The sequence below is a fragment of the Paraburkholderia lebeckiae genome, assembly GCF_050436225.1.
Lineage (GTDB): Bacteria > Pseudomonadota > Gammaproteobacteria > Burkholderiales > Burkholderiaceae > Paraburkholderia > Paraburkholderia tuberum.
Genome location: NZ_JBNDLU010000002.1, coordinates 3,894,857 through 3,909,331, shown reverse-complemented (window position 1 = coordinate 3,909,331; position 14,475 = coordinate 3,894,857). Strand labels below are relative to the sequence as shown.

Annotated in this window: 12 protein-coding genes; 2 read left to right on the top strand and 10 right to left on the bottom strand. The window is 62.8% G+C overall.

What is annotated here, in order from left to right; all coding sequences use genetic code 11:
• Window positions 1–112: 112 nt before the first annotated feature.
• The 9 genes from OKW45_RS32585 to OKW45_RS32545 all read right to left on the bottom strand — a co-directional run bounded on the left by OKW45_RS32585 (window position 113) and on the right by OKW45_RS32545 (window position 11,965).
• Complete coding sequence (locus OKW45_RS32585; protein WP_429473009.1) at window positions 113–1,273, bottom strand: ABC transporter substrate-binding protein; 1,161 nt, start codon at window positions 1,271–1,273, stop codon at window positions 113–115.
• Window positions 1,274–1,692: 419 nt separating this feature from the next.
• Window positions 1,693–2,859, bottom strand: coding sequence for an ABC transporter substrate-binding protein (locus tag OKW45_RS32580; protein ID WP_429473008.1), 1,167 nt, complete (start codon window positions 2,857–2,859; stop codon window positions 1,693–1,695).
• Between the two features lie 562 nt (window positions 2,860–3,421).
• Window positions 3,422–4,393, bottom strand: a complete 972-nt coding sequence (locus OKW45_RS32575) for a branched-chain amino acid ABC transporter permease (protein ID WP_018418868.1) — start codon at window positions 4,391–4,393, stop codon at window positions 3,422–3,424.
• Complete coding sequence (locus OKW45_RS32570; RefSeq protein WP_184003074.1) at window positions 4,393–5,277, bottom strand: branched-chain amino acid ABC transporter permease; 885 nt, start codon at window positions 5,275–5,277, stop codon at window positions 4,393–4,395. The genes OKW45_RS32575 and OKW45_RS32570 overlap by 1 nt, the downstream gene beginning before the upstream one ends.
• 189 nt (window positions 5,278–5,466) lie before the next feature.
• Entirely contained in the window at window positions 5,467–6,681 is a 1,215-nt protein-coding gene (locus OKW45_RS32565) for an ABC transporter substrate-binding protein (protein ID WP_018418870.1), read from the bottom strand.
• A gap of 62 nt (window positions 6,682–6,743) precedes the next feature.
• Window positions 6,744–7,502, bottom strand: coding sequence for an ABC transporter ATP-binding protein (locus OKW45_RS32560; RefSeq protein ID WP_018418871.1), 759 nt, complete (start codon window positions 7,500–7,502; stop codon window positions 6,744–6,746).
• The gene (locus tag OKW45_RS32555) at window positions 7,499–8,278 is read right to left on the bottom strand and encodes an ABC transporter ATP-binding protein (RefSeq protein WP_184003068.1); all 780 of its coding nucleotides are present in this window, start codon (window positions 8,276–8,278) and stop codon (window positions 7,499–7,501) included. The genes OKW45_RS32560 and OKW45_RS32555 overlap by 4 nt, the downstream gene beginning before the upstream one ends.
• Before the next feature lie 289 nt (window positions 8,279–8,567).
• Window positions 8,568–10,283: a GMC family oxidoreductase gene (locus OKW45_RS32550; RefSeq protein ID WP_429473007.1), complete on the bottom strand. Its 1,716-nt coding sequence runs from the start codon at window positions 10,281–10,283 to the stop codon at window positions 8,568–8,570.
• Between the two features lie 128 nt (window positions 10,284–10,411).
• Window positions 10,412–11,965, bottom strand: a complete 1,554-nt coding sequence (locus tag OKW45_RS32545; protein WP_018418874.1) for a CoA-acylating methylmalonate-semialdehyde dehydrogenase — start codon at window positions 11,963–11,965, stop codon at window positions 10,412–10,414.
• A 145-nt stretch (window positions 11,966–12,110) separates the two neighbouring features.
• On the opposite strand from OKW45_RS32545, the gene OKW45_RS32540 reads away from it, so the two are divergent.
• Window positions 12,111–13,010 carry a LysR family transcriptional regulator gene (locus OKW45_RS32540; RefSeq protein ID WP_429473006.1) on the top strand — a complete coding sequence of 300 codons (900 nt, stop codon included), beginning with the start codon at window positions 12,111–12,113 and terminating at the stop codon, window positions 13,008–13,010.
• A gap of 236 nt (window positions 13,011–13,246) precedes the next feature.
• Window positions 13,247–13,783, top strand: coding sequence for a class IV adenylate cyclase (locus OKW45_RS32535; protein WP_429473005.1), 537 nt, complete (start codon window positions 13,247–13,249; stop codon window positions 13,781–13,783).
• A gap of 86 nt (window positions 13,784–13,869) precedes the next feature.
• Here OKW45_RS32535 and OKW45_RS32530 read toward each other — a convergent pair whose 3' ends face one another.
• Window positions 13,870–14,361 (bottom strand): Lrp/AsnC family transcriptional regulator, encoded by a 492-nt coding sequence (locus OKW45_RS32530; protein ID WP_026225524.1) that lies wholly within the window; start codon window positions 14,359–14,361, stop codon window positions 13,870–13,872.
• Between the last annotated feature and the right edge of the window lie 114 nt (window positions 14,362–14,475).

The window sequence follows — 14,475 nt, the reverse complement described above, 5'->3', positions numbered from 1 at the left end:
GGACGCGGCGCGGCGGTCGATGCCATTGTCGTCGAACACAATGGCAATGCGGCGTCATGCACCGCATGATTGCGCGAGAGGCGCGTACCGCTACTTGTTTGTGTAAATAGTCTTAGTTGTTCTGCAACTTCCACTTGCCGTCGACGATCTGCACGATCACGCGTGCGCGCTGGTCGAGGCCGTTGTGGTCGTTCGCGGTGGTGTTCATGATGCCGTGCGACACTGGCAGCTCCTTGATGTTTTCGAGCGCGTTGCGCAGCGCCACGCGGAACTCCGGCGTGCCCGGCTGGGCGGTCTTCAGCGCAACCGGAATCGCAGCCTGCAACATCTGGCCGGCATCCCATGCGTGGCCGCCGAAGGTCGCGACCGAACCCGCGCCATAAGCCTTCTCATAGGCGTTCTTATAGGCTTCCGACGACTTCTTCACCGGGTTCGAATCCGGCAATTGATCGACGACGAGAATCGGACCGGCCGGCAGCAGTTCGCCTTCGCAATCCTTGCCGCACACACGCAGGAAGTCGTTGTTCGCGACCCCGTGAGTCTGATAGACCTTGCCCTTGTAGCCACGCTCCTTCAGCGTCTTGGCCGGCAGCGCCGACGGCGTGCCCGAGCCCGCGATCAGCACCGCGTCGGGATTCGCGCCCATCGTCTTCAGCACCTGGCCCGTCACCGATGCATCGGTGCGGTTGAAGCGCTCGTTCGACACGATCTTCAGGTTGTGCGCTTTCGCGGCGGCGTCGAACGTCGTGTTCCAGCTGTCGCCGTATGCGTCCGAGAATCCGATGAAGCCGACCGTCTTCACGCCGTGATGCTGCATGTAATCGGCGATAGCGTCGGCCATCAGGCTGTCGTTCTGAGGCGGTTTGAATGCCCATGCGCGCTTCGCATCCATCGGCTGGATGATCGCGGCCGATGCCGCGAGCGAGATCACCGGTGTCTTGCCCTCAGCGGCCGGATCGAGCATCGCGAGCGAATTCGGCGTGACGGTCGAGCCGATGATCGCGTCGACGCGGTCTTCGTCGATCAGCTTGCGCGTGTTCTGCACGGCCTTGCTGGTGTCCGACCCGTCGTCGAGGATGATGTACTGCACGCTCTTGCCGCCGATCTCCTTCGGCAGCAACGCGATCGTGTTCTTTTCAGGAATCCCGAGCGACGCGGCCGGCCCCGTCGTCGACAACGTGACGCCGATCTTCACCTGCGCGAATGCAGCCCCCGCGCCGCACATCAGCGCCATCGCGATGCCGGTGCGTACCCAATGCCTTGTCTTTTTCATTGCGAGTCTCCAAACGCTTTGAAAAGCGCCTATCTATAAACCGGCTTGCTGGGCCGGGTGTTTGAATCTAGTGAGCGGGTTCAGGTGTGCCAAGCATGGTTTTCCCTGCTCGGCACGCATAGCTTCCCCCGCTGCGTTGGGTACCGCTCCTCTCGCGTCGCGCGAGTGCGCATTCGCGTCATACGCCCCGTTTCTGTGCCGCGGCTTTATTCCAATCAGGCATTGCATAGACCACTAATATGTTAGTAGTTTGCGTTCTGCATTATCGACGGTCAAGAGAGCGTGCGCCAAATGCGGGTTTGTCCTGAAGCAGCGAAACCACATTTTTGCGCGATGCAGACGCCCGGCTCGGGTAATAAAAAAGACGCGTCAACTGCACGCGTCTTTTTCGATGAGGTCCCGTGGCGCAGAGCCTTCGCTCAGTCGCCGGCGAGCTTCCACTTGCCGTCGACGATCTGCACCATCACGCGCGCCCGCTGATCGAGACCGGCATGGTCGTTCGCGCTCATGTTGAAGACGCCGTGCGACGCGGACAGATCTTTCGTGCCTCCGAGCGCGGCACGCAGCGCCTCGCGGAATGCCGGCGTGCCTGGCTGCCCCTTCTTCAACGCGAGCGGGATCGCATGCTGCAGCAGCAGACCCGCATCCCACGCGTGACCGCCAAACGTCGACACCGTCTCCGCGCCATACGCAGTTTCATACGCATGCTTGTACGCGAGCGCGCTCTTCTTCACCGGATTCGCCTCGGGCAGTTGCTCGGCGACCAGCAGCGGGCCAGCGGGCAGCCACGTGCCTTCGCAATCCTTGCCGCACACGCGCAGGAAGTCGTTGTTCGCGACGCCGTGCGTCTGATAGTACTTGCCCTTGTAGCCGCGCTCCTTCAGGGTTTTCTGCGGCAGCGCGGCCGGCGTGCCCGCACCGGCGATCAGCACCGCGTCCGGGTTCTGCGACATCATCTTCAGCACCTGGCCCGTGACCGATGCATCGTTGCGCGCGAAGCGCTCGTTCGCGACGATCTTGATCTTCGCGAGGTCGGCGGCTTTGCTGAATTCCTTGAACCAGCTCTCGCCGTACGCGTCGGAAAAGCCGATGAACGCGACCGTTTTCACGCCGTGATGGGCCATGTTCTGCGCGATCGCCGTGGCCATCAGAATGTCGTTTTGCGGCGTTTTGAAGACCCATCCACGCTTCGCGTCCATCGGCTCGACGATGCCCGCAGCCGCGGCCAGAGAGATCATCGGCGTCGAGGTTTCGGCGGCGACGTCGATCATGGCGAGCGAGTTCGGCACGACGGTCGAGCCGATCAGTGCATCGACGTGGTCTTCGCTAGTGAGCTTGCGGGCGTTCTTGACCGCCTGGGTGGAATCGGTTGCGTCGTCGAGGACGATGTAGTCGATCTTCTGGCCCGCCACTTCTTTCGGCAGCAGCGCGATCGTGTTCTTTTCCGGAATCCCGAGCGATGCGGCCGGTCCTGTTGCCGACACGGTGACGCCGATTTTCACGTCCGCGAATGCATGGCCGCTCCATGCAGCCGAGACCCCTGTGGCGACCAATGCCGCGCTGATCCAACGCAATGCCGACTTCATCCTGCTCCTCTATTAACCCCGTTATTCAAATGCAATTAAATCCCGCGGATTTAATTGCCAACCCAGTGGTCGGTGAATAGCGAGTGTAACGGACGCAAGCGCCGTCCTGCAAGCGTTTCGCAGGCTTGTCACGTTACATGCAGCGGTTCGCGGAGAATAAAAAATGGCGCGCGAAATAGCCCAAAGATCAAGTCAAAAATTCGATAAACAGAAATAAAAAAGCGCTGTTGGATATCAATCCAACAGCGCTTTCTTCTGGGCACTGAGTGCCTCAATTGTCTCCTCGTTCTCCACCTGCAAATTCGGGGTGCATCAGAACTGCGTGAAGATTAAACGACCACCCCAGCAGTCACAACTAGCAATTACCCTAGCGGTGCACTGCGGCACCGGATTGGGGCACGTAGGGGCATTTCGTCACATGGTTTGCCACAGGTTCGCCTGAGCCCTTGATCCAGCGGACCTTCAGCACGAGCCGTAATTAGATCGGACGTCGAAGCGATTTCGTATCGCACTGCATCAAGCGGGCGACCACACACACGCAGGCGGGATCAAACAGCCAATCTCAAGCCCGCAACGGTCGCACTCGCGCGACGATCTCACCGACGATGCCGCGCCGGAACGCCAGCACACACGCGATGAAAATCAGCCCCGTGACGATCGTCACCGATTCGCCGAGCGAGCGGAACCAGTCGATGCCGGTCATCGACGCGAGTGCCGCGCCGATATCGCCGAGCCTGTCTTCGAGCGACACGATCAACGCGGCGCCGAGCAACGGCCCGAACAGCGTGCCCATGCCGCCCACCAGCGTCATCAGGATCACGAGGCCGGACATCGTCCAATAGGCATCGCTGAGCGTTTCGAAGCCTTGCACCAGCACCTTCAGCGAACCCGCGAGACCCGCAATGCCAGCCGACAGAATGAATGCGAGCAGCTTGAAACGGTCGGTGTCGTAGCCGAGCGACACCGCGCGCGGCTCGTTTTCCTTGATCGCGACGAGCACCTGCCCGAACGGCGAATGCACGATCCGCACGATCAGCAGGAAAGCCGCAACGATCACCGCGAGCACGACGAAATATAGCGCGACATCCGAAGAGAGATCGAGCACGCCGAACAGCTTGCCGCGCGGCACGCCTTGCAGACCGTCTTCCCCGTGCGTGAACGGCGCCTGCAGGAACACGAAGTAGACCATCTGCGCGAGCGCGAGCGTCACCATTGCGAAGTAGATACCCTGACGGCGAATCGCGAAGAAGCCGACGACGAGCCCAAGCAGCGTCGCCGCCGCGGTGCCGCTCAACACGCCGAGCTCCGGCGAAAAGCCGAGCGTCTGCATCGCATAGCCGGTCACGTAACCGGCCGACGCGAGAAACATCGCATGACCAAAGGACAGCAAGCCCGTATAGCCGATCAGCAGATTGAAGGCGGCCGCGAACAGCGCGAAGCACAGCACCTTCATCACGAAGAGCGGATAGATGCCGAGCACCGGAACCGCAAGCAGCACGATCAGCAGCAGACCGTAGAGCACTTTTCTCTGCATCATTTTTCCCTGCCGAAAAGACCCGCCGGACGCACGAGCAGCACGAGCGCCATGATCACGAAGACGACGGTCGCCGACGCCTCGGGGTAGAACACACGCGTGAGTCCTTCGACTACGCCGAGCATCAGGCCGGTCAGAATCGAGCCCATAATCGAGCCCATGCCGCCGATCACGACCACCGCGAACACGGTGATGATCATCGACTGGCCCATCAGCGGCGACACCTGAATCACCGGCGCGGCGAGCACGCCGGCAAACGCCGCGAGCGCGACGCCGAAGCCGTAGGTCAGCGTGATCATCAGCGGCACGTTGACGCCGAACGCCTCGACGAGCTTCGGGTTTTCGGTGCCCGCGCGCAGATACGCGCCAAGCCGCGTCTTCTCGATCACGAACCATGTCGCAAAGCACACGGCCAGCGACGCGACCACCACCCATGCGCGATAGTTCGGCAGATACATGAAGCCGAGATTGGTCGCGCCCGACAGCGCCGACGGCACGTCGTACGGCTGGCCCGACGAGCCGTAGATCGAATGGAATACGCCTTCGATCACGAGTGTGAGGCCAAACGTCAGTAACAGGCCGTACAGATGATCGAGCTTGTAAAGCCAGCGCAGCATCGAGCGCTCGATCGCGACGCCGACCAGTCCGACGATCAGCGGCGCGAGCACGAGCATCACCCAGTACGGCAGATTGAAATACGACAGCCCCATCCACGCGAGCATCGCCCCGAGCATGAACAGCGCGCCGTGCGCGAAGTTGATCACGTTGAGCAGGCCGAAAATAATCGCCAGCCCGAGGCTCAGAATCGCGTAGAACGAGCCGTTCACGAGCCCGAGCAGAAGCTGGCTCAGCATCGCCGGTAGCGGAACGCCAAAGATGTCCATTGAAGCCCTTAGCCCTTCAAGCCATCGTCAAGGTGAGATCGGTGACGCACGATCCGGCCGGCACGCGACGAGCGGCGACGCTGCCCATCACGTGCGGCATCTGAAACGGTCATCCGCCAGCGCGTGCCCCTGCACCGCCGGCGGTTCTCTCAGGTCTGCGCGATCCTCGACCGCTTACTGCGCCCGCGCTTACTTCCACAGCGCGCAGCGGGTCTGCGCCTTGGTCGTGAAGACCTGATCGCCCGGAATCGTCGCAGTGATCTTGTAGTAATCCCACGGCTCCTTCGATTCGGCCGGCGTCTTCACCTGCATCAGGTACATGTCGTGGATCATGCTGCCGTCCTGACGGATGTAGCCCTTCGCGTAGAAGTCGTCGATCTTCGTCTTGTGTAACTGCGCCATCACCTTGTCCGGATCGGTCGAGCCCACCGCCTGCACCGCCTTTAGATAGTTCATCGTCGCCGAGTAGTCGGCAGCCTGCAGGCTCGACGGCATCTTCTTCATCTTGTCGAAGTAGCGCTGCGACCACTTGCGCGTGTCGGCGTCCTTGTTCCAGTACCAGCTGTCGGTCAGCACCAGGCCTTGCGTCGTTTCGAGACCGAGGCTGTGCACGTCGTTGATGAACATCAGCAGCGCGGCGAGCTTCATCGTCTTGGTGATGCCGAATTCCTTCGCGGCCTTGATCGCATTGATCGTGTCACCGCCCGCGTTCGCGAGACCGAGGATCTGGGCCTTCGACGCCTGCGCCTGCAACAGGAACGATGAGAAGTCCGACGCCGACAGCGGATGACGCACCTCGCCGAGCACCTGGCCGCCGTTCGCCTTCACGACCTCCGCGGTCGCTTTTTCGAGCGCCTTGCCGAATGCGTAGTCTGCCGTCAGGAAGTACCAGGTCTTGCCGCCCTGCTTCGTCACGGCCGAGCCCGTGCCGTTCGCGAGCGCGGTCGTGTCGTATGCGTAGTGGATCGTGTACGGCGTGCATTGCTCGTTAGTCAACGTATCGGCGCCGGCGCCGACGCTGATATAGACCTTGTGCTTCTCGCCCGCGACGGTGTTAGTCGATAGCGCGGTCGCCGAGTTCGTGCCGCCGATCACCATGTCCACGCCGTCGCGGTCGAACCACTCACGAGCGCGGGAAGCCGCGATGTCCGCCTTGTTCTGGTGATCCGCGTACAGCACCGTGATCGGCTTGCCGTTGACCTTGCCGCCGAAGTCGGCGACAGCCATCCGGATCGCTTCAAGACCGCCCTGCCCGTCGATATCCGCGTACAGGCCCGACATGTCCGTGATGAAGCCGATCTTCACGGCATCGTCGGCCGCTTGCGCGCTGCCCAGCGTCAGTGCGGTGCCGGCGGCGACCGCGAAACAGAGTGAGGCAACTCGCGCGAGTGGGTTCTTTTTCATGCATGTCTCCTGGTTCTTCGCTTGTGGTTATCAGAGGCAGTCGGGCGCACGTGTGTCCGTGTCTATACGCCCAGTAAATCATGCAGCACCGGCATCTTGCCTTCGAGCTCGCTAGCCCCGAAATGCTCGACGATCATGCCGTGCTCCATCACATAGAAACGATCCGCGAGCGGCGCGGCGAAGCGGAAGTTCTGCTCGACCATCACGATCGTGTAGCCGCGCGCCTTCAGCGTAACGATCATGCGCGCGAGCGCCTGCACGATCACGGGCGCGAGCCCTTCCGAGATTTCGTCGAGCAGCAGCAGATTCGCGCCGGTGCGCAGAATCCGCGCGACCGCGAGCATCTGTTGTTCGCCGCCCGAGAGCCGCGTGCCCTGACTCATGCGCCGCTCGTGCAGATTCGGGAACATCGCGTAGATTTCCTCGAGCGACATCATGCGCGCCTTGTCGCCGACGGGCGGCGGCAGCAGCAGATTTTCCTCGCACGACAGGCTGGAAAAAATGCCGCGCTCTTCTGGGCAATAGCCGATGCCACAATGCGCGATGCGATGCGTGGGCAAGCCGACGGTTTCGCGTCCGTCGATACGGATCGAGCCGGTACGGCGACCCGTGAGGCCCATGATCGCGCGTAGCGTCGTGGTGCGGCCCGCGCCATTGCGCCCGAGCAGCGTCACGACCTCGCCGCGGCCGACCGCCAGATCGACGCCGTGCAGAATGTGGGATTCCCCGTACCAGGCTTGCAGTCCCGCGATTTCCAGCGCGGGTGCGCCGCTTTTCGTTTGGTTCGCTTCGAGGCCTTCGCGCTCGACCGTCGTATTCATGCGTGGGCTCCGGCGAGCGCCGCGTCGGCGCTGCCCATGTAGGCTTGCATCACGAGCGGATTCTTCGACACTTCCGCATAGCTGCCCTCGGCGAGCACTTCACCCCGTTGCAGCACGGTGATCGTGTCGGAGATACCGGCGATCACATTCATATTGTGTTCGACCATCAGGATCGTGCGGCCCGCCGACACTTTCTTGATCAGCGCGGTCACGCGGTCGACGTCCTCATGACCCATGCCTTGGGTGGGCTCGTCGAGAAGCATCAATTCCGGCTCCATCGCGAGCGTGGTCGCGATTTCGAGCGCACGCTTGCGGCCGTAGGCGAGCTCGACCGTCAACACATCGGCGAAATCGGTCAGGCCGACCTGGGTCAGCAGATCCATCGCGCGATCGTTCAGACGGCGCAACGTACGCTCGCTCCTCCAGAAATGAAACGCGGTGCCGAGCGAGCGCTGCAACCCGATGCGCACATTCTGCAATGCCGTCAGATGCGGAAATACCGCGGAAATCTGGAACGAACGGATGATGCCGCGCCGCGCGATCTGAGCCGGCCGTTCGCCGGTGATATCGACACCGTTGAAAACGATCTGGCCCGCGGTGGGTTCGAGAAATTTGGTAAGCAGATTGAAGCAGGTGGTCTTGCCCGCTCCATTGGGGCCGATCAGCGCATGGATCGAGCCACGGCGCACGCGCAGGTTCACGCCGTTCACGGCGACAAAGCCTTTGAACTCGCGGGTGAGACCGCGCGTTTCGAGAATCGTATCGCCGAGAATCATGTTCCCTTCCATACGGAGTAAGGCGAAGCACTACGATCTTTCCGCGCGAAGCTCTGCGCGACTTGTTATTTTTGCGGCACCCCGTGCCGCTCGTTGGCGTGCTGCACCAATCCGGACGGTGAGCCATGGCGCGGCACGCAGCATGGCTGCCATTGTCGCGCCAATGATGCAGCGCAATCATTGGGATTTGCACTTAGGGAACGAGGCCCGCGCCGTGCGTATGTGACGCGCGGTTCACACGCTTCACGTAAGCGGCGGAAAACCTCACCGATGCGCTCACCGAGTCATGTCACACAGCTGACATCGACGCGTCAACACCGGTATGCGCGGCCATGCTGCCGCTCACGCGCGCGCGACGATCCTCGCGGATCATGTCGCTGGCGCGCTCGGCGATCATCAGCGTCGGCGAATTGGTGTTACCTGACGTGATGTTGGGCATCACCGACGCATCGACGACACGCAAGCCCTCGACTCCGATAACTCGTAGCCGGTTGTCGACGACCGCGGCGGGATCGTCAGTCGTGCCCATGCGGCAGGTGCCGACCGGATGGAAGATCGTCGTGCCGACCGCGCCCGCGGCCTGCTGCAATTCTTCTTCACTTTGATACTGGAGGCCCGGCAGGATCTCCCGCGGCTGATAGCGCGCGAGCGCGGGCGCCGCGACGATGCGACGCGTCAGACGTAGCGCGTTCGCCGCGACGTGGCGATCGTAGTCGGTCGACAGATAATTCGGCGCGATCAACGGTGGTGCGGAAGCATCGGCCGACGCGATATGAATGCTGCCGCGCGACGTGGGGCGCAGCTGACACACCGAAGCCGTGAACGCATTGAAGCGATGCAGCGGTTCCCCGAAGCGATCAAGCGACAAAGGCTGCACGTGATACTCGAGATCGGGTCGCGACAGCGAGCGATCGTCGGCGTCGGACTTCGCGAACGCGCCGAGTTGCGACGGCGACATCGACATCGGTCCGCTCTGAAACAACGCGTACTGCATGCCGATCATCAGCTTGCCCCACCAGTGCGCGGACATCGTATTCAGCGTTCGCACGCCCTGCACCTGATACGCCATGCGCAGTTGCAGATGGTCCTGCAGATTTTCACCGACACCGCGCAGATCCTGAACCACCTCGATGCCGAGATTCTGCAGACGCGCGCCATTGCCGACACCGGACAATTCGAGCAGCTGCGGCGAGTTGACCGCGCCGGCGGAAAGGATCACTTCGCAACGCGCTTTGGCGAGATAGTCGACCTCGCCGCCACGATATTCGACTCCGGTGCAGCGGCGGCCATCGAACACGACACGCTGCGTGTGGGCACCGGTGATGACAGTGAGGTTCTCCCGCTTCAACGCGGGCCGCAAAAATGCCTTCGACGCATTCCAGCGAATGCCACGCTTCTGGTTGACGTCGAAGTAGCCGACACCGGTGTTATCGCCGCGATTGAAATCGTCGGTGGCGGGGATGCCGGTTTGCTGCGCGGCTTGCGCGAACTCTTCGAGAATCTTCCATTTGAGGCGCTGCTTCTCGACGCGCCACGGTCCGCCCGCGCCGTGCGCTTCGTTGGCACCGCCGTGGTGATCCTCGCTGCGCCTGAAGACCGGCAGCACCGCGTTCCAGGACCACTTGCCGTCGTTCGTCACACGCGCCCACTCGTCGTAGTCTTCCCGCTGACCGCGCATGTAGATCATGCCGTTGATCGACGAACTGCCGCCGAGCACACGCCCGCGCGGATACGACAGCGTGCGGCCGTTCAGACCCGGCTCGGCCTGGGTCTTGTACAGCCAGTCCGTGCGCGGATTGCCGATGCAATACAGGTAGCCGACCGGCACGTGAATCCAGTGATAGTCGTCCTTCCCCCCGGCTTCGAGCAGCAGCACGTGGATGTCGGGATCTTCGGTGAGCCGGTTCGCCAGCACGCAGCCGGCGGTACCCGCGCCGACGATGACGTAGTCGAACTCGCCTTCGAGTCGCCGTGCGGCGCGAGGCGTACTGTCGGTATGACTCATCGTTCAGTCTCCCAGGCATTTTTGCGGCGCATGCGTGGCTGCTGGATCGCTTCCACGCGTGCGCCGCGAAGCGCTTTTATTGTTTTCCTGGCGCGCTTGCCGACTTGATGCCGCGCAAAGCCGCCAGCTTATTTGGCGACCGGCATCGTGAATTCGGCGCCCTTCGCGATGCTGTCAGGCCAGCGCTGCATGATGCTCTTGTAGCGCGTGTAAAACCGCACGCCTTCCTCGCCGTACGCATGATGATCGCCGAACAGAGACTTCTTCCAGCCGCCGAACGAATGCCAGGCCATCGGCACCGGAATCGGCACGTTGATGCCGACCATGCCGATCTCGATCTGCCGGGAAAACGCGCGTGCAATGCCGCCGTCGGACGTGAACAGCGACACGCCGTTCGCAAACTGATTCGCGTTGATCAATTCGACTGCGGAGGCGAAGTCGGGCACGCGCACGACGCATAGCACCGGTCCAAAAATCTCCTCGCGGTAGATCTTCATGTCGGGCGACACGTCGTCGAACAGCGTGCCGCCGAGGAAGAAACCCTTCTCGTGCCCCGCGACCTGATGACCGCGCCCGTCGACGACGAGCTTCGCGCCCGCGGCGACGCCAGCGTCGATATAGCCGAGCACCTTGTCGCGATGCGCGCCGGTGACGAGCGGCCCCATCTCGGCGGCCGCTTCCATGCCGTTGAGGATCTTCAGGCTATTCACGCGCGGCGCCAGACGCTCGATCAGCTCGTCGGCGATATGCCCCACCGCGACCGCCACCGAAATCGCCATGCAGCGCTCGCCGGCCGAGCCGTAGGCGGCGCCGATCAGGGCGTCGACGGCCTGGTCGAGATCGGCGTCGGGCATTACGACGAGGTGATTCTTGGCACCGCCCAACGCCTGCACGCGCTTGCCGTGCTTCGTGCCTTCGGTGTAGATGTATTCGGCGATCGGCGTCGAGCCGACGAACGACAGCGCGCTGACTTCCGGATGCCCGAGCAGCGCGTCGACCGCGACCTTGTCGCCGTGCACGACGTTGAACACGCCGTCCGGCAGGCCCGCTTCCTTCAGCAGTTCGGCGAGCCGGTTCGACGCGGACGGATCGCGTTCGGACGGTTTCAGCACGAAGGTGTTGCCGCATGCGAGCGCGACGGGGAACATCCAGCACGGCACCATCATCGGAAAATTGAACGGCGTGATGCCCGCGACCACGCCGAGCGGCTGCCGCAGATTCCAGTTGTCGATTCCGCCGCCAATCTGATCGGTGAAATCGGTCTTCAGCAGATTGGGGATGCCGCACGCGAATTCGACGATCTCGATGCCGCGCATCACCTCGCCCTTGGCGTCGGAAAACACCTTGCCGTGCTCGCGCGTGATCAGCTCCGCGAGCTCATCGTGATGACGGTCGAGCAGTTCCTTGAACTTGAACAGCACCCGCGCGCGTTTGATCGGCGCGGTTTCGCTCCAGGCGGGAAACGCGGCTTTGGCGGCAGCGACCGCGGCGTCCACCTCGGCGACGCTCGCGAGCGGCACGCGTGCGCTGACGCTGCCGAGCGCCGGATTGAAGACGTCGCCGAAGCGTCCGCTCGTGCCTTCGACGGTCTTGCCGTTGATGAAATGGCTCAGCGCGCGTGCACTCGCCGCGCTGCGTGCGGCTTCGTCCTGCGCGGTTGCGTCGGAATATGTCTCGCTCATCTCGTTCCTCTTTCCTGTGAAATCTTCCGCTTCGCGCTCGATGCCGCGCGCACAAGCGTGCTGAACACCAAGCGTACGGCCCTTACGAGCGACAAATCCAATGAGTAATGCTCAACTGCGCTATAAGCCACGCTAATATCAGCATATGGAACTGACTCTCCTTAGGGCCTTCGTCACCGTCGCACGCGAGGGCAATCTTACGCGTGCCGCGGTGCAACTGCATCTGACCCAACCTGCCGTCAGCCTGCAAATCAAGCACTTGCAGGAGACCCTCGGCGTGACGCTGTTCACGCGGACTTCGCACGGACTCGCGCTGACACGCGACGGCCAGGCGCTACTGCCGCATGCCGAACGCGCGCTCGGCGCGGCAGCCGACGTCCAGCGGGCGGCGCAGACGCTGCGCCAGGAAGTACGCGGGCGTCTGCGCATCGGCACCATTCTCGACCCGGAGTTTTTGCGCCTTGGCGGTTTCCTGAAGCAGCTCGTCGAGACCTGGCCCCAGATCGAAACCGCGCTGCGCCACGGCATGTCGGGCTGGGTGCGCGAACAGATTTGCGCGGGCGAGCTCGACGTCGGCTATTACATTGGCCTGCCCGCCGACGACGACACGCGCGACGGCGCCACGTTTCACGCGGTCACGCTCACGCATTTCCAGTATCGCGTGCTCGCGCCGGCGGGCTGGAAAGATCGCGTGAAGGGTGCGCGAGACTGGCGCTCGCTCGCGGCGCTGCCGTGGATCTGGACGCCGCCGGCGTCCGCGCATAACCGGCTGCTGTCGCGCTGTTTCGGCGAAGCGGGTGTGAAGCCGGTCAAGGTGGCCGAGGTGGACCAGGAGCCGTCGATGCTCGATCTGGTCAAATCGGGCGTCGGTCTCACGCTTGCGCGCGACGCGACCGCGATCGCCGAGGCGCATGCGCACGCGCTGACGATCGTCGATGGCATAACGGTGCCGACGCAGCTGAGCTTCATCACGCTCGACGAGCGCAAGGACGAGCCAGCGATCGCGGCGGCGTTGAAGCTGATCGAACAGCAGTGGACGATTTGAGCGGGGACGGTCTGACGCGTTGCGATATGAGTCTCGCTAATGCCCGCCCTCTCCCACTCGCCCGCCGAGCTGAAACCGCTCCGTCACGAAGATTTTGCTAGATTGTCGGTTTGCGCTCGCGCAGCGCCTTGGCAGCTTTTCGTTCCGCCTGGCTTCGTCCTTCCCGGCGGCGTCCGCCCGGCAACGCCAGCAACTCCGGAGCCGCCGGTCACTTCCCCCATCCACAGGAGCCTGACATGGCACGCAACATCGAAATCAAAGCCCGCGCCCAGCATTTCGACCAACTGCGCGAGCGCGCCGCACAGCTTGCGACGGACGCGCCGCTGATCTTCCGCCAGCAGGACTTTTTCTACGACGTGCCGCGCGGCCGCCTGAAGCTGCGCCAGTTCGACGACGGCACGCCGGCCGAGCTGATCTTCTATCAGCGTGACGACCGCGACGGCCCGAAGGCGTCGTACTACACGCGCAGTCCGGTGACGAATCCCGAAGCGATGCATGCGCTGCTCGCGACCGCGCTGACCACGCGCGGCATCGTCTCGAAAGAGCGGCACGTATATCTGAGCGGGCGCACGCGGATTCATCTGGATCGCGTCGACGGTCTCGGCGATTTCGTCGAACTCGAAGTGGTGCTCGCGCAGGACGACGATGAAGAAGGCGGCCACGCGGAAGCACAAGCGATGTTCAAGAGCCTCGGCGTATCGGAAGCGGATCTGGTGCCGGTCGCGTATGTGGATCTGCTGAATGCCGACGATGAGGCGAAGCGGGCGGCATAAAGATCCCGTCACCGCAGGGGCCGCGGCACGGCATGCGCGGCTCCCTCTTCCAGTCAGTCGGCACGGCCGGCAACGGCCTCAAATCCTCAAACCGCCGCCGCCCCCGGCGCCAGATGCCCGAGCGGCAACGGCCCATTGCGCTTGAACGTAGTCAGCACGATATTCGAGCGCACGCTATCGACACCCGGCACGCGCATCAGCTTCTTCATCACGAAGGTCGACAGGTAATTCAGATCCGGCGCGACGATGCGCAGCAGATAGTCGGCATCACCGACGACCGCGTGACATTCGAGCACTTCGGGTAGCACGTCGATCTGCTGCTGAAACTGCTCGATGATCGAATCGCCGTGATGCTTCAGCTTCAGGCTCGTGAAAGCGGTGACGCCGAGCCCAAGCTTTTCGGGCCGCAACACGACGCGATAGCCATCCACCACACCGACCTGTTCCAGCCGTTGCAGGCGTCGCCCGATCTGCGACGGCGACAGCGGCACCTGCTCCGCCAACTGCTGATGCGTGGCGCGGCCGAAGCGCTGCAGCACGTCGAGCAGCGCGAGATCGAAGTGGTCGAGTTCAAGCATGGTGATGTCCCGCATTAATCGGTCATTTAACGCACGATTATCACATATCGAACTGCTTACACGCGAAGCCTGCGCCCCTTCCGCATGTGCTCCGCTCTACACTCGCATACACCG